The organism is Pseudomonadota bacterium, assembly GCA_018817425.1.
Taxonomy (GTDB): Bacteria; Desulfobacterota; Desulfobacteria; order Desulfobacterales; family RPRI01; genus RPRI01.
On record JAHITX010000023.1, the window covers coordinates 15,959 to 34,499 of the forward strand.

An 18,541-nucleotide genomic window follows, 5' to 3' on the forward strand; every position below is an offset into this window, starting at 1 on the left:
CTCCTTATAGCTATCGTAAGAATTAAATAAGCCGCTTGTTATTTTCTTCCTGCTCATGCTCACCATTCGTAACCCATTTTTAAAGTCAACTCACTCGTACCTACAAGTCCGGCAAAGCCTGACTTGGCCGTCTTATCTCCAAAAAATGCATGTAAACCCAGATTGGCATAAAGATGAGGAGATATTTGCCAGCCTACAGTCGGATGGATGTAACCCGAGCCTCCTCCTGCCCCCGGCCTTCCGGGAGTATAGGCGGCAGCAAACACGGGAGCGATTCTACCCTGCCACCAGCTCCAACTCATGGTAAATCCAATTATGTCCATATCTCTTACCGGGCTTCCAGTTTTAGCAGCTTCAGGCGCATTTAAAGCAGACTCCCAACTGTTAATCTTCTGGTGAATCCACTCCAGGGAGAAACCAATCGGCTCATGACTGGTAATCCATCGAACATAAACATTCTTGTCAACCGCTACCATAAACAGGGTGACCGGTTTTAAGCGAAAGTTGACCGCGTCCCCGTTAGGATAAAAATCGAATCCCGTACCTCCTGCTATCAGGACCGGCTGAGCGTCATGCTGAGCAATCTCGCCTCTGAGGACCAGGTCCAACGGCGAGATCTGGTAGCTGAAATAAGCGCCGTAAACGTTCTGGACCGGATGAGTGAGCAAGGCTGTAGAAAACCCATTCGTATATAATACGCCAGGATCATTGTTTACGTCCCGGTAGTAAGCCGCAGATACGCTGAGCAGCCCAATGTCCGCGGTTACCTTTGCTCCATACTCCTGTTTGTTGGTAGGCACATCCTGTCTGACATTCAATCCTTTTAGGCCGGCAAAAGGTAATATGGAAATATAAGGCGCATTCATGCCTGCCGTCGGATTACCGGCGATACTGTCCAGTGGTGCAAATTGCGAGGGACGGATGTCCGGAACCCACAACAAATCAAGATTCAGTCTTAAACCCCCTATAGGTGGAGCGCTGTAGTTTAACCTTGCCATCCAGAGAGGAATCGCAACGTCATCAGGGTTCTGAAAAAACAGCTGATAGGACTGATCCTTGGGACAAATAACATCCAAAAGGGTGGCGTTAGGTGAAGATTCACCCCAGGAGACAAGCTGCCTCCCAGGCCGGAAGAAAGCACTGCCCAGTGATCCACCATAAGTAAAGTCAATAAATACCTCGCGCAAATCAGACTCAAATCTGATATCTCTTAAACCATAATCAAATCTTGAAGCGCCTATATTCTCCGTGATGTCACCATATTTGTTGGCCCGAAGATCGAATATCGAGTCATAAGCTCCCCGAAAGGTTATTTGGAACTTCTGCAACGCGAAATTACTCCATTTTAAATCAGGGTCAATTGAAACATCGAACTTTAAGGTATTTCTCTGCTGAACTCCGTTCAGATGGTCCAGGAAACCATACTGAATACCGTTCTGATCACGCATAACCATGTTTGATTCAAAATAACCGTGGAAACCAACTGAACTCTCCGCACTAACCCCAGTGGCAAAAAGCCCCACCATGGCTACAACAAGAAAAAAATACAACCACCTGCTTTTTCTATTTCCTCCTCTACTACTCATAACCTTGTCTCCTTTTGAATAGTGTTTTGATAACAACTTTACAAATACCAACTCCCATTCTTTTTTTTATACCCCTCCTTTTTTATAGTATTTGACAGCACTAAAGAAATTTCTGCTACCATCGCATCATCATATAATGCGCGATCGGAGATAATCTGATGCTGCCTCAACGCCGGCAATGGGCGTTTTTCCTCAAAGTTGAATAAAGAAATATTGATTTTTTTAATTCAATGAACAAAAACAATATGTATTGTACACTCAGTTTATGGTAACAATCGTATATGTAGATAAAGAAATCTTGCAGGTAATAGTAGAATTAGTCTTTTTACTTATTTAATTATAAGCCTAACTTGACACAAAAACTTTCTTTTGGTATATGTCAAAAAAATATAAAAATATCGAAATAATAATTGTATTCCATCTATTCAGCGCTTCCTGCTTTTTAAGCATCAACGGTACTTTGTGTCCTCATAGGATAAATTATGTCATCTAAGATTTCATTACAACGAAATGAACTTTCGTCTGAAAAAGTCATGCTATACAAATCCCTCGGATCTCTTAGTAAAGCATACCGGCAATGGCGTAAAATGAGCCAGGAAGTATTTGCAGAATCAATAAAAATAAGTGTTCGTGAATTACAGAATTGGGAAGCCAATCGTCGACGTGCCCAAATTGAGAATCTCCATGATATTGCCGAATTTACCGGAATCCCCATGCAGGTGCTGATTGCTCTTAATGCAGATCAGCCTGTCTGGTATTCACTGCGTAAGAGGTTGTTTATGTACTCTTCTATAGAAGAAGCACAGTTTTCCTCTCATGAGTTATTCAGGCATCGCGAAACATCTGATGATAACAATCTTTTAAAGAAAGTCTCTATTACTAAAGACAAGCACATCGAAATGATTCTATCATGCCATCAAGATCTTTATGGTTCCAAGAAGCCATTGGAAAGTTCAATTATTAAAGCTGCTATCAGTATAGTGCCCAACCTGAGTAACATGATATTTGACTCCTGGAACCATTTTGTGGGTCATCAGATATGCTTGCCTATAAAGCTGGAAGCATATCAAGCGCTTAAGAAACAAAAGACCATCGAAAATTATCTGACCCGTGAAATGATAAGTGATATTACTACACTGGACGAAGGAGTTTTCTTCTACTATTCTACATTCGGAGCCAATCTAAGCGCAGCATCACGACTAATTATAGTTGGTGCTCGTAGTCTTTCTGACATAAAACAGAAAGATGGCTACCTGATCGCCAGCCATACGATCACAAAAGAAGCCGCGACTGTTCAGGAAAATGCGGGAATGAAGTTTGTTGGGAACTATGAGTGCATGCTTGATAATCTTCACTCTACCATATACGAGATTGGATTGAAATATTATCTGAGACCCAATGGGCCGGTAGGATGGATCATTGATCAGTTTAAGGAAGAAGTTTTGGTTAAAAAAAAGAAAAAACAAAACCAAAAGAAAATGTCACCGGTTCTTTCTGCTCAGGACCAGGACAAATCCAGCCATCCCGGAAAAAATTTTACACCAGCAAATATGTCAGAAAAAAATAATCACGCAATCGTTGATAAATTTGTTACAATCGTTGATGAAAATAAACGCAAAATCCAAGATGGTAAAACGCAATACATTAATTTAACAATGGTAGCCTGTAAAAATCCAAAATGTACTCTTTATGGTAAAACAGAAAAAGGTAATATCGTTTTTAACGGAACATACCGGACAAAGCAAGGATCGCCAGGTCGGAGATTTCTATGCAAAAAATGCAGTAAATCATTTTGCCACAGAACAGGGACCATCTTTTATGACCTCCGTTCTCCTGAAGAAAAGGTTATAAAGTCTCTTAGTCTTTTGCTAAAAGGAATGCCTTTACAAGGTGTAGCAGACTCTTTGGGTACTACTAACAGCACGGTTCGACGATGGTTAGGCATTGCAACCAGACAGAGTAAAAAATTAGATGCTCTGCTTATTAAGGAATACAATGTGTCTCCTATAGAGTTAGCTGCTTTATGGACTTTTGTTAAAACAAATTCTCTTCGCCCAAGAGCATTTCAAAGCAGGGCGAAAAATAAATCCTATTCAACAACAAAATAGGGTTGAGCACCTTAAATAAATGCCCCCACCTTTTTTATATAATATCCGGTCAGCAGCCACTGCAATTCCATCCTATCTGTTGCAGGATAAATCAACTGCCTCTCGGCTGTCTATCCTTAATACCCGATCAGGTTGGCTCCTATCATTCTTATTAATTTGTGCCGGGCGACCACTGCGTTCCTTTTCTATAAGACCTCTTACGCCTTCATTATTTAGTCTCTGTATCCACTGCACCGCAGTCCAGCGACTTACTTCGAAAAGTTCAGCTATCTGGCTACTGGTCCATCCATTCAGAACCAACAAACCAGCTGTAATACGAATACCCAGCCAGGTTTTTAGATCCTGTTGAGCCATTTCAAGAAGAGCTTTCTTTGTCACTGATTGATTGCTTATAGTTAATGCTTTCATTAAATTCTCCCGCTATCAAATTGCGTATTGTAAAAGTTGTATTTACTTTACTATGTTTATTCTCTTTGATATGAATATATATGAGTGCTTACCGTATATGCACTCATACACAAACAGAGCAAAAACATAATAATGGTGTTAATATTTTGTCATACAACCTTTTTTGCTGTTTCTTCTGCCAATTTCATTAAATCTTCACGGACTTCAGCATCGCCTACATTCATAACCTCGCATGCCCGGATTACCTGGTTATCACCAAATCCGTGCCAGTCGAAAAAAAACGCATATCTTTCAAAAACATCTTCAAACCGTTTTTCTTCGGGATGCCCCTGGGTTTGTATAAAAACCATTTTTTTACCGGGCTTAAGACGGCTACGGTAAGGATTACTTCCAAAATCCGGCACAAAATAGGAAAAAGTTCTATCAATAAATGCTTTGACCTGGCTTGAGACTTCACCATAATAAATCGGGGTAGCAATTACCAGAATATCACAATTCTGAACCTCATCCAGCACTTCTGCCAGATCATCTTTAAGGACACATTTATCCAACTTTGTTTTGCAGGTCATGCATGCCTGACAACCACGGTATTGAAGCTTGTTTAAGGAAAAGGATTTTACTTTGGCACCCAGTTTCTCAGCAGTTTCATTGAATCGCCTGGCAATAACATTACTGTTTCCCTTGGGTCTGGGACTTCCGAACAGACAAACTATTTTTTTTGACATTTTTTCTCCTATCTATCGATATATAATTATAATATTTGAATGCGTTCCTATATCAGTTATTTCCATGTTTAGCAGGGCCGATAAGGGCGCTTTCAGAGCTGGATGGCACATGGGCAAATATTCCGCCATCCACCGCAATAATCTCACCTGTAATAAAAGAAGCATCATCTGAAACAAGAAATGCAACTATATTTGCGATATCTTCGGGCATACCCAGTCTTGGGGTAAGGGTATACTTTAACATCATTTCTTCCACTTCGGGAGTGATAGTGGCTTTGGCCGTTGCCGTGAGCATCAGCCCAGGGCAGATGGCGTTACAGCGTATACCCTGTTTTCCGTATTGAGTTGCAGCATACTTGGTAAGGGAAATAACCGCTGCTTTAGATACTCCATAAGCTGTACGAGCCATGTCACCGGCCACACCGGCCCCGGAGGATGTATTTACTATCGTACCACCACCACGTTTAATCATTTGAGGTATGGCATACTTGCAGGCCAGCATGGTTCCCCTGACTGTGATTTCCATAGTCTTGTCCCAGGTCGCAGCCTCCATATTTACTATATCTCTATCACCAGGACCTGGCAGAGCTGCGGCATTGTTGTGCAATATGTCCAGACCGCCGAACTCACGAACTGCCGTCTCAACCATAGCCTTGATAGTGTCTTCATTACGAAGATCCACATGGCAGGCCACTGCTTCTCCTCCTTCACTCTTAATTTTGGCGACCAATCTTGCAACCGGTTCATCAACAATATCCGCGGCCACCACTTTAGCGCCTTCTTTCGCCAACAGCATAGCTGTCGCACCTCCAATACTGTTGCCACCATCAACCAAATAAGCGCCAGTAACAATTGCTACTTTACCACTTAGTTTTCCCATTGTTTTCTCCCTTATACAAAACCATTGTCATTGTTTAGCTGCTTTACAGCGCCATCTGCAGGATCCCAGCCTCTTTCATTATAATATTCGGTCAGCAGCGCATTAAAACTCTCTTTGCTTACAGGATCATGTTCTTCGCAGTTAGAAACCAGACGCTCCGAAACAAAGCGCCGAGCTATAAAGCTATCATCTTTTCTTGTGCGGCCTTCACGAAGATCAAACATCCTTCTTATATCCCAAACACGTCCCGCAGCCTGCAAAAGCTTTTCCCCGTTCATCTTAATCCCTGTGAGAGCTTCATAAAGACCGGCCCAGACTCTTAATTCAACCTGCTGATGCATTGGCATCTGGCACTGGCCAAGGCATTCAAACATTGTAGCATTATCTTCCGCCCATTTGGCGAAACGCGCCAGCCCGTAACCTTTTATATCCGTGACGGCTTGATCTGCCTGATCCGGTGGCATTCCTAAATGCTTTATTAAAAACTCTTTGGTCATCGCTTTGCCCGCCCACCCAGGTGCGTGAAATCTGTCTCCCGAAGCATTAATCATGTCGCTGAACAAATCCGGCGACATTGCCCGTCGCGGATCATAATAAATCGCGTGCCCTCTTGTATGCACTGCATATTTTTCCGAGTTTTTCCCTATAAGCTGAGGTCCTTTGTTTAACCCTTGTGCGAGTATCTTTCCCAATCCTTGCCCGAAAGCCATCTGTCGGAGCAGTTCCTGGACCCCATCTGCTGCTCCCCAGTCTAACTCAAGGCCATCGGTATCGGTTTTATCTATGATTTTTTCCCGGTAAAGCTCGATGGCAAAACTAATAGCTGCACCGGCAGATAGATAATCCATACCTAAACGGTTGCATAACTCATCGCATCTTATGGCGTCTTCCCACCCTTCGACCGCACAGTGGGCGGCAAATCCGTGAAAACCGCCAACAAGACAGGAAACAGCCATGCTGCCCCCTGCCTTGTCTCCTTTCAGCAGTCGAATAAGATGTTTGCAGCCGATAGGACAACCCATGCAGGAAATATCTCCTATTTTTATTTCGCTCATAAATCTGTCGAGTGGAAACTTGTAAGGCAGATCGGGAGGAACAATCTCACTATAATTTTTGTATTCATGAGGACCGAATTGCGAGATAGGCGGACCCATAGCACGGAGAGTTCCCCATTCTCTAAAAACATTGATGGTTTCTTTTTGACTTTCAATAGACTGCTGATAAGCTTTATCCATTAATTCGGAAAATCTTTCCGGGTCAGCCACGGAAATAGATTTAGAACCGGAGATAGCGATAGCCTTGAGATTTTTTGATCCCATAACCGCTCCCATACCCGATTGGGCATAGGCTGAATACTTGTTTACAATGATGCTGGCCTGGACGGCCATGTTTTCTCCGGCAGGCCCTATACTTGCAACTACATATTGCTTGCCCAGTTTCTGCCACAGCGCTTCAGTAGTTTCCCATGTATCTTTTCCCCAGAGATCGCTCGCATCGCATATTTCCACATCATCATCTATTTTCAGATAAACAGGGCGATCCGCCTTGCCGGTTATCATTAAATTATCATAACCGGTAAATTTTAACATCCCCAGATGTCCGGTGCCGGAAATTCCGAGAAACCCCGAGACAGGAGTTTTAGCGACAACAGTAGTTTTGCAGGCTCCCGGAATTAATGTGCCGACAAAAGGACCCGCACCGAAAATGAGGACATTTTCCGGCCCCAGAGCATCTTTTTGGGGAGAGGCATTGTCATATGCCAACTTGAAACTTATACCAAGACCCCCGATAAAACGAGAGATCCAGTTGACGGGAATCGGCTCACTGCAAATCTCTTTTTCTTTCAGATTTACTTTCAGGATTTTTCCGGCATAGCCGCCTAATTTCCCCATAAAACCCTCCTTTAGGAACCATCATTACCAAGATAAAGCGCCAAAATCGCAATGCTCCACACAAATACCGCAACTAATACAGTCTTCCCTAAATTCTACTTTAAACCAGGCATTGCTCTCATCCGGCTTAACTACGATCTGCGCTTGCTCCAGACTAAAAAATCTTTCTCTTGTGTTGTAAAATGAACACGCCAGACAGCAGCGAAGGCAGCCCGAGCAGTTTTCTGCTTTTATATTTATTTGTGATTCAGCCATAAAGAATCCTTTATCGACATATTTATATATAACACTACAAGTCCAAAAGATTTCGCAATTTTTCATAATGGGTCATGGTAATAAAGCCTTTTGCTCTTTTCGATCTGGCAATATATCTTGCATCCTGTTCCATCCGGGTAAAAAAGATAGCCATGCGCCAGGTAGCAAAAACCTCGTAGTAAAAGAGATTCTCGACTTTTCTGTTTGTTACCTTCTCATAGTGGGCAATGGTCTCCTTCATATCGGGAAGTCCCGGCAAGCGGGGAAAAGGCGAATCGGGACGACCCACACTGGTGGCCCAATCCATATGGACGAACCAACCCAGATCAGTTTCCGGGTCGCCGAGAAGAACCATTTCCCAGTCTATAACCGCGGCTACTTCACCTTCGTTGATGATCATATTACCCAGCCGGGCATCACCCCAGCATAACGAAATATATTTTGGCTCAAAACAATTCTTCAAAAGCCAGTCTCTGGTTGCTTTAAGCACCGGTGGCATCGGCTCATTATTAAGCGCATAGATCTCATCATAATAAGCAATCTGCCGCTCCATAAAGTCTGTACCTGCCCGTGGAACGCCCAAAAAGTTCAAGCCCGCTTTCTCCCAGTCGAGGGTATGAATATTTGCTATCGTTTCCACGGCATTCCACCAAATACGGGCTTTTTCTTCCTCTGACGCCTCAAAAAGCGGGCCGGCAACATGGTAGGGAGGAAACTCTCCCGGAACCCATCCCTCAACCCGCTCCATAATGTAGAAAGGGCCACCCAGCAACGACTCATCCTCTTCCAGCCAACGGACACGGGGAACAGGCACTACTGTATCCCATAATCTTTCGAGCAGCATATACTGCTTTTTCATATCATAATGATACTTGGGAAACACCGAAATGTCCTTGGGAGGCCAACGAATTACCAGGTTTTCCAGCTTCGTCTTCCCCGCTTGCCACCACTTTAGATCGATAAAAAAAGTCTCATTCATACCATCGCCAGGTCTTTTCAACGGTGAAAGTATAAGTTCGCTATCACTGGGCAGTTTGCTCTTAAACCAAGCCAGGAGATTAACCCGCATAGCCTCCAGATCTAATTCTTCCTTCATTATCGTCTCCTTTGAAATAATTGTTTTGTGCATTCACATCATAAAGTATTTCATTGTGTCTTTATCAGATTGCCACCGGATGACTTTGATTTGTCGATTCACTGTTCCTTTTTCACCTCAACAAGCACATCGAATAATGCGGCATTGGGCTGGAAAATCGCTGCCTGGGCCGGGTTAATTATCCCATGTGTCAACTGGTTGTGGTGGCCCTCCATATAATGTTCAGGCCACCAACCCTGCTGTATATCAACAACACCGGGCTTTACATTCGGGTTAAGTTTAGCTTTCAGTTTTACTTTTCCACGATCATTAAAGACTTTGACCACATCTCCATCTATAATTTTTCTAGGTTCAGCATCTTTTGGATTAATATAAAGAAACGGTTCGGGATCATGCTTTGTAAGAGCTTCAACATTTCCCATTGCCGAGCTTTTTCGGTATTTTGGATGTGAAGTTATAAAACTTAACGGATAGATTTTTGCTTTTTCGCTCCTGGCGCTTTCTATAGGCTCTATATAAACAGGCAACTGTTGGCCGAAGGATTTTAGCCTTTCAACATAGAATTCAATCCTGCCTGTCGGTGTTTTTAATTCCTGTATTTTTTCTGTCGGCTTTGCTTTTAACGGACCTTTCTTCAATTTTTCAAGATTAACACCTTCCATGGAAGGATGATCTGAAGCAAGAAACTCCTCCACATATTGTTCCTCAGTCTTATTAAAGTATTCACTAAACCCCATTCTCCGGCCCAGCTCGGCAGCAATCTGAAAATCGGATTTAGATTCATAAAGCGGTTCGATGACTTTCTGCTGGAGTTGTAAATATGGAGTGTAGACGGGATAACTATCAAGCAGATCAACATATTCATAGAATGAGGCCTCAGGAAGAACATAGTCTGCATATTTAGCCGTGACCGTCATGGCAAGATCAACAACCACGATCAGTTCCAGACAAGGCAGAAGATCATTAACAATCCTGTTCATGTCCGGCATTTGATTGATAAAGTTCTCACTTGCAATCCATAGGGCTTTTACCGGAAAGGGATCACCTTTGGTAATGGCATCATCGAGCTTCATAATCGGCAGATGATAATACTTCTCACCCGGCATCATAACGGCAGGCGAATTCAATACAAAACGGGAAAGTTCGTTCAGGTTGATATTTCCTGTTAGTGCTGCCAGCGTATTAATCGCCCGCCAGGAAAGATCTCCATAAAAGCTTCTTTGCGAACCCAGCCCCAAACGGATAGCAGCAGGCTTTTTTGTTGCGTAATCAACAGCCAGACGCTGTATTGTTTCAGCCGGAATGTCCGTGATTTCCGATGCTTTTTCCGGCGTATAGAGCTTAGTCATATCAGCCAGCAAGACAAAAGCCGGCTTGCAGGCGATGCCGTCAATGGTGTAGCTTCCGCTTAGGGCAGGTATTTGTGCCATATCATCTGGCTGAGCCTTGCCGGCAGCCTTATCAAAGACCATAAATCGATCAGCTTTACCATCTTTGATCAGGTCACTTTCCCTAAGAAACATCCCGTTATCATCTCTTACCAGTAAAGGTCCTACAGTATGATCAGTGATAAACAGTTTCTCTTCAAGCCCCTGTTCAATAATCACATGTATCATTGCAAGGGCCAGGGCGCCGTCTGTTCCTGGTCTGATTGAGATATGCTCATCACAGCGGGAAGCAGTCCTGGAATAGCGGGGATCAATACAAACCAGTTTACAGCCGTTTTCTTTGTCTCTCATTATCGTTCGCATGGTGCGCCAACTGGTATTTGCCGGATTGATGCCCCAAACGAAGCTGAATTTAGGATCTTTGTTGGGAACAAGATACCGCCCTCCAAGTGCCCCAAAAGTTGCCAGGTTGCCACAAAGGCCGGCGGAATCGCCAAAGCCGACAATATCAAGCCATGTGCTGTTTGTGAGGCTTGCTACCCTTGAATAACCGGCCCATTTCATGTTCCCTGTTGCACTTGGGTCCGCATTCCAAACAATTGAACTAGGGCCATACCGCTGAATCAGTTCTTTTAGTTTATCCGCAATGCCATCCATCGCCTCTTCCCAGGACACCCGCTCCCATTTGCCTTCCCCTCGTTTTCCGATGCGTTTTAATGGGTAGCGAAGTCTGTCCTTATGATAGATCCATTGCGGTGTGGCAAGCCCAGTTGTGCAACAGCCACGATCAAAACTGTCGGGAAAGTCAGCGGGAGTCACCTTTGTAATCCTTCCGTCCTTAAGGTGCGCCATGATTCCGCACATAGCACCGTCTCTTAAGGCACATACAGTACGAACTGTTTTTGTATTATTTGTCTCAGACATTATCTGCCTCCATGGTAACAATGGGAATAAAAATATAACGGGGGTTGCTTATTATGTTCCATATTTCTATCCCCATTATTTTAATTGAGCACTATCCTCCCAAAATCTGTAACAATACTTCCGAAAAATTTTTGACTTCCATTTTATCCTGAAATGCCTGCTTAAGAAAATAATGACCATCGCCGCAGGGAACCAGAATAGTCTTCAAATTCTTTTTTTCAGCATCTTCTAAAATGCGGTCAGGATGCTGTTTGCAGCAAAAACGTTTATCCAGGTCTACAATCGTCAATCCTTTTATGCTACCCAGCACCTTACGATATCTCGGCCAATCAAGACTGCCGAAATATGGGAAATGCTTGTGGCATCCCTCAAAATAACCTATCACCGTTGGTTCGATCTCAAGGTTTTTCTCTTCAAGCTTGTCCATAATCGGATCATAAACCCATCGATGAATGTCGGCATCTTCCGGAAATACCATTTTCACAAGAGCAGCGCACGCATGACAAACGTAGACCATGTTTTTTGCTCCCGCCTGCTTTCCCATGTCCCAATTAAATTGCATATATTCTTTACATCTTGCCTGTATTTTTTGCCTTTCTTCTTCTGTAACTTCCTCAAATTCTACACAGTCCTGAAACGGAGGAGCGCCGCAACAGATCTCCTTGTCTGGTGAGTAGTTATATTCAATTCCAAGTAGATCTAAAAGCTTGAGCGTGTCGCCAAACTTTGATAAGCTCATAAATGGAACATAACAACCGAATGTTATGAAGTTTTCCGAATTCTTCTTGGGTTCAGGAACACCAAGGGCTTTTAGTAATCCAGCCCTTAAAAACCAAACCGGGGCATGATTTCTTGTTTCATCGATGCATTGTAACTGCTTTTCGAAAGTTCTCCCTGCGGCAAGGTTGGCCATTAAATTTTGATAATTTTCAGTATAAGCAACTTTTCTTTTTTTCAAAGTAATCTCCTCCTTTTGAATGCTGATTAAAATTAACGGTGGAAAGCTTCTCCTCCCCACACAGGAGGTGTCTGTGCCAAAGTGAGAATGCCGGGTTTAGCTTCGATGACATAAGGAACTGCGTGTACCGCATGCATGGCTGTCGCCAAACAGGCCTGGTCCGAATGAATTTCGCCGTGAATACCTATTTCAATTGTTGCAGAAATCGAAGGAAGCCCTTCGATAATAATTGTCCAGTAACCATCGCCAACAGGCCACTGAGGAGCAAGTTCCGGGTCCATTCGCGTATAGTGCTGCATGATAATTCGTGGTTTTCCTTCCGATATGATCCGTGTACCGAAATTCATTGCTCCCACGGTTCCTTTCCGAATCAAACCCGCTGCCACATTTAGATCCTTGTCGGCGAGAACGACATTGCGAAAGTTTTCTATTTTATCAATCTTAAGGCCGACGGTGTCAGCCACCAGCATTGCCGAATGTTTCCATACGTGGCCGACAATTTCAAGGTTGCTGAATAAGGGAGCAGGGTCATCAGGAGCATAACCAAACCCCATAAGGTCAAACATCTGGAACTTACTCGGGTATTTGTCATAATGAAATGTTTCGTAAAAAATTAATTGATCAATACGGTTTGACAGCCTTGTCAGCAACAGTGCCATGGATTCAGCACCAAAGCCTGGAGCCACGCCAAGTCCATGAAAGGTGCTGCGTCCTTGTATGCATGCATCCAAAATCCGTTGTTCAAATTCAGACCCCATGGCTTTGGGATAAATAAATTCAACCGATGTTGTAATAACATTTTTACCCGATGAAAGAAGATCACAGACATCGCCCAGTGCAGCCAAATTATCGTTTTCCGCTCCCGCAAGGAAAAGCACACAATCTGCGTCCATATTAAAGATGGTTTCCCGGCTATTCGTTGTCTTAACACCCAGGTTGCGAGTGCCGCATATTTCACCCAGGTCTTTTCCAACTTTTTCCAGATTGTATACAAAGCCGCCGACAATTTCATATGCAGACCTTTCCGCCATTGCCCTGGCAGCCATCTTAGCCATGTGCCCGGTTGCCCATTGGATCACTCGATATGCCATAATCCGCCTCCTTTTGTTGGTTACTTCTTTAATATTTATTTTCTCAAAGACCTAAAAATCCCTTTTATCCAAATTCACGGCAACTCCGGTGACCACAGGTTTTGCTGTCGTATATCATTTCTATATCTTTTCAACTTCCACGAGAACATCACAATAAGCGGCATTGGGTTCGAAAATCATAGCTTGCGCCAAATTTATCATATCATGGGTCAATTCGTTTATATGGCCTTCTATATACTGTTCAGGCCACCAGCCTTCATCGATATTGACCACACCCGGCTTGATATTTTCACTCAGCGCTGCTTTTAATTTAACCTGTCCAAGGTTATTAAAAACACGAACAATATCTCCATCCTTTATGTTGCGATGCTTAGCATCTGAAGGATTGATCTGAAGATTTGGTTCGGGATCTTTTTTCATCAGAACAGGATAATTACCCATCATTGTGTGAACCCGATACCGGGGATGGGATGTCAGAAGAGAAAGCGGGTATTCTTTTGCCTTTTTGCTGTAAACGCTTTCTACCGGTTCTATGTAACACGGCAATTCCTGTCCGGCTGTTTTCAGCCTCTCCAAATAGAATTCAACTCTACCCGTGGGAGTTCTTAGTTTCTGAGCTTTATCAATTATTCTTTCCGGCACGGGCCCAGCCTTCAACCTCTCAAGAGAGATGCCTTCCAATAACGGATGAGGCGCAGTAAGAATTTCATCCAGATATTGCTCTTCCGATTTATTAAAGTACTCTCCCAAATCCATTTTTTTGGCCAGCTCGGCAGCTATCATAAAATCAGGTTTCGTCTCATACAAAGGCTCTATTACTTTTTGCTGTAAATGCATATGGTTTGTCCAGCTCAACAGACCATAGTGAAAATCAGTACATTCAAAGGAAGAACTTACGGGAAAAACATAATCTGCATATCTGGCCGTTTCTGTCATAAAAAGGTCGGAAACGACTATAAGCTCCAGTTGAGGAAATAACTTTTCTATGATCCTTTTCCTGTTAGGAGACTGACTGACAAAGTTATTGGATGCAAACCAGAGCGCTTTTATGGGAAAAGGTTTCTGAGAAGCGATCTGCTCGAAAACCGACATTACAGGTATAGTGGTACAACGCCCGGCCGGGATTGAGAAAGTACTGCTTATTTCAATAAAGGAGGATGGTATATGCGGATTTATATTGCCGCTGATAGCTGCCAGTGTGTTAAGCGCCCGGCATGTCAAATCACCATAAAAAGTCCGCTGCAATCCCCAACCCCGATGGATAGAAGCCGGTTTTTGGATAGCATATTCAATAGCCAGATTCCTGATAATATCAACCGGAATCTCAGTAATTTCAGATACCCTATCCGGTGTATATTCCTTAACCATGTCGGACAGCAACTGAAATGCCGACCGGCATTCAATACCTTCCGGAAAGCAACTTCCGGTTAACGCAGGTTTTACCCCAGGAGAATCAGCAACCTGAATTTCTCCGGTGTTTGCATCAAGCACCATAAACAGCTGCGGGCTTCCATCTTCTCTAACATCATGTTCCCGTAGCAGCATACCGTTATCACTTCTTACCAGCAAAGGACCTACAGTTCTTTCGGTTATAAATTGTTTATCATGCAGTCCCTGCTCCAGAATTATGTTGATCATCGCCAATACCAGGGCAGTATCGGTTCCGGGCCTTATTGGGATATACCAGTCGGCAGCTCTTGAAGCTGTAGTTGTGCGGCGTGGATCAATAACAACAACTTTGCAGCCTTTCTTTTTTGATTCCATTATTCTGCGCATACGCCGCCAATCGGTTACATCGGGATTATAGCCCCAAACGATTGTAAAGTTTGGATCCTTTACACGGCTAAGATGGGCTTCGCCAAACAAACAGCCAAAGGTGGCAATATCGGCGCAAGGTGCGGCCGAGTCACCTAAGCCGGCCAGGCTCACTCTGCTTCCCTTAAGCAGACTTGCCAGCCGCAAATAGCCACCCGCTTTGAGTGTTTCAGGATATCCTTTAACGGCCCATGCAATTGACCGGGATTCGTATCTTTGTACAATCTGCCGAAACTTGCCTGCAATATCATCCATGGCTTCATCCCAGGCAATTCGTTCCCACTTGCCTTCTCCCCGTTTTCCCACGCGTTTTAACGGGTAACGAAGACGGTCCTTGTGATAAATCAGTTCGGCGGCAGCAAGTCCTTTTCTACAAGCGCCCCGATCAGCCGGATCAGGCATATGAGCCGGGATGATTTTGGTAATAACCCCGTTTTCAACTTCCACAGACAATCCGCATGCAAATACATCCAATACAGTACAGACTGTGCGAACCACCTTTGTTTCACTCACTTCATTCATGACAAAATCCCTCAAAAAATGAGACAGTCATCAGATTATAAACCTCAGGCTGTCAAAGCTTTCGGAGGTTTGGTAAAAAATATAACAATACTGGAAATGAATGCCAAAGCCGCTGAACCAACAAACACGGTATAATAACTTCCCTGGGCATCATATACCAGTCCGGCTAAATACGGGGCGGAAGCTCCGAAAAGCTGAACGATAGGAAAGAGTATTCCCATAATCCCGGCAAATGAATTAGAGCCAAAATAATTACCGATTAATGTTGGCCAGCAGATCGATGCCGCACCAACTCCAACTCCGACAAAAATGGAGAACAGATAGATATTGGACACACTTCTGGCATCAAGAAAGCAAAGTATACCTACAGTTTCGAGCAAAAGCCCCACAGCCCAGATATAACGCGGCTCAAACCGGTCTGCCAAAACTCCGCCGAGCATCCTTCCACCAAGACTGAAAAGCATGTAATAACTCATAGCCATAGCTGATATACCGGCCGGGTGCCCCATATCCCGTAAATAAATGACGGCGTGGGCAATAAAGATCATCATCGGCCCAACAAAGGCTAAAGAAGAGATAAATAGCATCCAGAAGGTAAGAGTTTTTATCGCATCCATCGCTTTCCATTCTTCAGTGCTGCAAAATACTTTTCCTGCTCCGGCTTTTTTAACACCGTCAGTCTGGGCAGGTTCCTCATGCTCATCTACGCCATCCTGGAGTAATCCCATATCGGAGGGCTTGTTCTTAACAAAGAAAAACATCAAAATGAAGGAGAGCACCAGCAAGCCTGTAATGAAAAACCAGGCAACCCGCCAATCACCGTTAACCGAAGAAATGATCTTATTTAATAAGGGTGGAGCAATTAATCCCCCCAGACTGCCTATTGTAACGGCAATGGACATAGCTAGCGCCTTTTTTTTCCTGAACCAAAAGGTAACTCCGGCCTGTACCGGTATCAAGCCGCCGAATCCGCAGCCGATCCCCAAAATCACACCAAAAACGGCTATATAATGCCAGCCTTTGGTAACCACCGTGGCCATTAAGAAAGAACCGAAAATCAGCAGCAGACAACCGAAAATCAATGTTAACCTGATCCCTTTTTTACCGATACTATAACCAATAATCGGTGATATTAGACCACTTAAGAGCCCACAAACGGTAAATCCGAGTCCCAGAGTACCTCGCCCTAAATGAAGGGATTCAGCCATGTAAGTATTCATAACACTGGCCCCGATGAACGGGAAACCCGCATCTATCAAATAAATAATCCCCAAAACGGGAACCAGAATCCAACCGTAAAATATCTTATCTTTGGCCAAAGTATTCCTCCTTCTCAATTACTTTTTAATTTGCTTCTGCAGGATAAGCTTACTGGCTTGCATAGCTGAGTTGGCGCCGATATCGGCAAACGTTCCATCAACTTCAACAGTATTTCCCACAAAATAGAGTCCTTCAACTCCGGGTGCCTCTATAGGGCTGCGGCGCATAGGCAGCCAGGTATTACCTGTCCCCCACACTTTTGGCCACTGGTAATTTTCCCATTCAATAATTTCGTCAAGATCCGAGTAGTAGCGGCGCATGTAATCCATCAGGGCGTCCGCATCGGCTTTTGAAGATGCAAAATTGCCGGGAACCTTTGTGGTTCCGTTAAGACACAATAAATGCTTGCCCTTTGGTGCGGCTTTTTTGGAACTGAGCGATGGAATACTCCAGCCAATGGTTTTATCAAAAAGAACCTGATTATAGCCTACGTACTGATCGATTTTTCCCGTGGCTCTTATGGTTGGCAGACGACTGATGCCGATGTTTTTACACCAGAAATCACCTACGTACCCAGTCTCCAGCTTCCGCGCGTTTTTAACCATATCTGCCGGAAAATTACTTTCATCGATAACACTGAGGATATCCCAGAAGGGTTCGGCATAAACAACTACAGGTGCTTCAAATTCCTGAACGACATTAATTTTATCCCGTGCCACAACACCGGTAATCTTTTTATCCTGTGTTGTTATCTCTACGGTTTCAAGGCCTGTCTTGATTTCTCCTCCGTGCTTTCTTATAACCCTGGCGTAGGCTTCAGCCAATCCTTGCAGACCTCCAACCTTGGAATCATTGATCCTGTATAGCCGTTGCGGATTTCTAAACATCTGAATCCAGCGACCAGTTGAGGTTTCCTCAAGCGGCAAAGCAAGATGTACTATAGCCAGCCAGTAAATGGCTTTATCAAACGCCTCATCCCTGTCCTTAACAGTGGCCAGCCAATTTCTCATCGGAACGTCTATCCATTTTTCCGGATCTTCCGCTGCCAATCTATTTAATATCCCCGTGACCTTAGTTGTCTGTTCGGGAGTAAGTTTAAGCACTTCGGTAAAAAATTTCTTTCCTCCCTCAGCATCCGCATCCATTCGCACAACTTTTCCATCAGAAACATTGTGCATCAGCACGAGGGGATCGATCGGACCAACCCAGGAAACATCGGCTCCGGCTTCTTTTGCTGCTTTAAGACCATACTGTCCTTTCTCTGTAATTATTACAAAGTTGTCTTCGAAATCACTGGATTCACGTGGCCCCCATTCGAGCCAGTATCCGTTATAGTTAACAGCTCCTAAGCGTCCTCCTATCTGATCCGCTTTTTCTACTACCAAAACCTTGAGTCCGTTTTTTGCCAGAATCGCTCCGGAAATAAGACCGCTATATCCTGCACCAACCACAATAGCATCATATTTGACTACCTTTGCACCCAGCTTGGCAGCCGGCGATTTCATCTTTTTAGTTTCGGCCAAAACCGTACCGGAACTAAAAAGCAAAACAGCTATCACAATAAATGACCACCCCAGCCAATCTAAAGCTCTTATTCTTTTTGCTTTCATTCTTTTCTCCTTTTAGAAAAATA

At 43.9% G+C, this 18,541-nt stretch carries 14 protein-coding genes; 1 reads left to right on the plus strand and 13 read right to left on the minus strand.

Annotated elements, in window-relative coordinates:
- Window positions 1–59 precede the first annotated feature (59 nt).
- A complete protein-coding gene (locus KKC46_05065) occupies window positions 60–1,586 on the minus strand; it encodes a DUF1302 domain-containing protein (GenBank protein ID MBU1053186.1) in 1,527 nt (508 codons plus the stop codon).
- Window positions 1,587–2,068: 482 nt separating this feature from the next.
- On the opposite strand from KKC46_05065, the gene KKC46_05070 reads away from it, so the two are divergent.
- Window positions 2,069–3,694, plus strand: coding sequence for a helix-turn-helix domain-containing protein (locus KKC46_05070; protein MBU1053187.1), 1,626 nt, complete (start codon window positions 2,069–2,071; stop codon window positions 3,692–3,694).
- Window positions 3,695–3,766: 72 nt separating this feature from the next.
- Here the strand turns inward: KKC46_05070 and KKC46_05075 are convergent, their stop codons facing one another.
- The 12 genes from KKC46_05075 to KKC46_05130 form a co-directional block, all read right to left on the minus strand.
- Complete coding sequence (locus tag KKC46_05075) at window positions 3,767–4,102, minus strand: helix-turn-helix domain-containing protein (protein MBU1053188.1); 336 nt, start codon at window positions 4,100–4,102, stop codon at window positions 3,767–3,769.
- 149 nt (window positions 4,103–4,251) lie between these two features.
- Window positions 4,252–4,827, minus strand: coding sequence for a flavodoxin family protein (locus tag KKC46_05080; GenBank protein ID MBU1053189.1), 576 nt, complete (start codon window positions 4,825–4,827; stop codon window positions 4,252–4,254).
- A gap of 52 nt (window positions 4,828–4,879) precedes the next feature.
- Complete coding sequence (locus KKC46_05085; GenBank protein ID MBU1053190.1) at window positions 4,880–5,707, minus strand: SDR family oxidoreductase; 828 nt, start codon at window positions 5,705–5,707, stop codon at window positions 4,880–4,882.
- Between the two features lie 11 nt (window positions 5,708–5,718).
- Window positions 5,719–7,599: a hypothetical protein gene (locus tag KKC46_05090; GenBank protein MBU1053191.1), complete on the minus strand. Its 1,881-nt coding sequence runs from the start codon at window positions 7,597–7,599 to the stop codon at window positions 5,719–5,721.
- Between the two features lie 24 nt (window positions 7,600–7,623).
- Window positions 7,624–7,854, minus strand: coding sequence for a 4Fe-4S binding protein (locus tag KKC46_05095; protein ID MBU1053192.1), 231 nt, complete (start codon window positions 7,852–7,854; stop codon window positions 7,624–7,626).
- Between the two features lie 34 nt (window positions 7,855–7,888).
- Window positions 7,889–8,950, minus strand: coding sequence for a phosphotransferase family protein (locus tag KKC46_05100; GenBank protein ID MBU1053193.1), 1,062 nt, complete (start codon window positions 8,948–8,950; stop codon window positions 7,889–7,891).
- Window positions 8,951–9,048: 98 nt separating this feature from the next.
- On the minus strand, window positions 9,049–11,262 hold the full coding sequence (locus tag KKC46_05105; protein MBU1053194.1) for a molybdopterin-dependent oxidoreductase: 2,214 nt from the start codon (window positions 11,260–11,262) through the stop codon (window positions 9,049–9,051).
- Between the two features lie 91 nt (window positions 11,263–11,353).
- Window positions 11,354–12,220, minus strand: a complete 867-nt coding sequence (locus tag KKC46_05110) for a (Fe-S)-binding protein (GenBank protein MBU1053195.1) — start codon at window positions 12,218–12,220, stop codon at window positions 11,354–11,356.
- 32 nt (window positions 12,221–12,252) lie between these two features.
- Entirely contained in the window at window positions 12,253–13,311 is a 1,059-nt protein-coding gene (locus KKC46_05115; protein MBU1053196.1) for a dihydrodipicolinate reductase, read from the minus strand.
- 120 nt (window positions 13,312–13,431) lie between these two features.
- Window positions 13,432–15,648, minus strand: coding sequence for a molybdopterin-dependent oxidoreductase (locus KKC46_05120; protein MBU1053197.1), 2,217 nt, complete (start codon window positions 15,646–15,648; stop codon window positions 13,432–13,434).
- A gap of 44 nt (window positions 15,649–15,692) precedes the next feature.
- Window positions 15,693–16,967, minus strand: a complete 1,275-nt coding sequence (locus KKC46_05125) for an MFS transporter (protein MBU1053198.1) — start codon at window positions 16,965–16,967, stop codon at window positions 15,693–15,695.
- Window positions 16,968–16,985: 18 nt separating this feature from the next.
- Window positions 16,986–18,518, minus strand: a complete 1,533-nt coding sequence (locus KKC46_05130; protein MBU1053199.1) for an NAD(P)-binding protein — start codon at window positions 18,516–18,518, stop codon at window positions 16,986–16,988.
- Window positions 18,519–18,541: the final 23 nt, after the last annotated feature.

What these genes read in the sequence shown, in the direction of transcription:
- KKC46_05075 (MBU1053188.1), bottom strand. Translation starts at nt 4,102, where the DNA reads ATGAAAGCATTAACTATAAGCAATCAATCAGTGACAAAGAAAGCTCTT.
- KKC46_05080 (MBU1053189.1), bottom strand. Translation starts at nt 4,827, where the DNA reads ATGTCAAAAAAAATAGTTTGTCTGTTCGGAAGTCCCAGACCCAAGGGA.
- KKC46_05130 (MBU1053199.1), bottom strand. Translation starts at nt 18,518, where the DNA reads ATGAAAGCAAAAAGAATAAGAGCTTTAGATTGGCTGGGGTGGTCATTT.
- KKC46_05100 (MBU1053193.1), bottom strand. Translation starts at nt 8,950, where the DNA reads ATGAAGGAAGAATTAGATCTGGAGGCTATGCGGGTTAATCTCCTGGCT.
- KKC46_05085 (MBU1053190.1), bottom strand. Translation starts at nt 5,707, where the DNA reads ATGGGAAAACTAAGTGGTAAAGTAGCAATTGTTACTGGCGCTTATTTG.
- KKC46_05065 (MBU1053186.1), bottom strand. Translation starts at nt 1,586, where the DNA reads ATGAGTAGTAGAGGAGGAAATAGAAAAAGCAGGTGGTTGTATTTTTTT.
- KKC46_05070 (MBU1053187.1), top strand. Translation starts at nt 2,069, where the DNA reads ATGTCATCTAAGATTTCATTACAACGAAATGAACTTTCGTCTGAAAAA.
- KKC46_05090 (MBU1053191.1), bottom strand. Translation starts at nt 7,599, where the DNA reads ATGGGGAAATTAGGCGGCTATGCCGGAAAAATCCTGAAAGTAAATCTG.
- KKC46_05115 (MBU1053196.1), bottom strand. Translation starts at nt 13,311, where the DNA reads ATGGCATATCGAGTGATCCAATGGGCAACCGGGCACATGGCTAAGATG.
- KKC46_05095 (MBU1053192.1), bottom strand. Translation starts at nt 7,854, where the DNA reads ATGGCTGAATCACAAATAAATATAAAAGCAGAAAACTGCTCGGGCTGC.
- KKC46_05105 (MBU1053194.1), bottom strand. Translation starts at nt 11,262, where the DNA reads ATGTCTGAGACAAATAATACAAAAACAGTTCGTACTGTATGTGCCTTA.
- KKC46_05120 (MBU1053197.1), bottom strand. Translation starts at nt 15,648, where the DNA reads ATGAATGAAGTGAGTGAAACAAAGGTGGTTCGCACAGTCTGTACTGTA.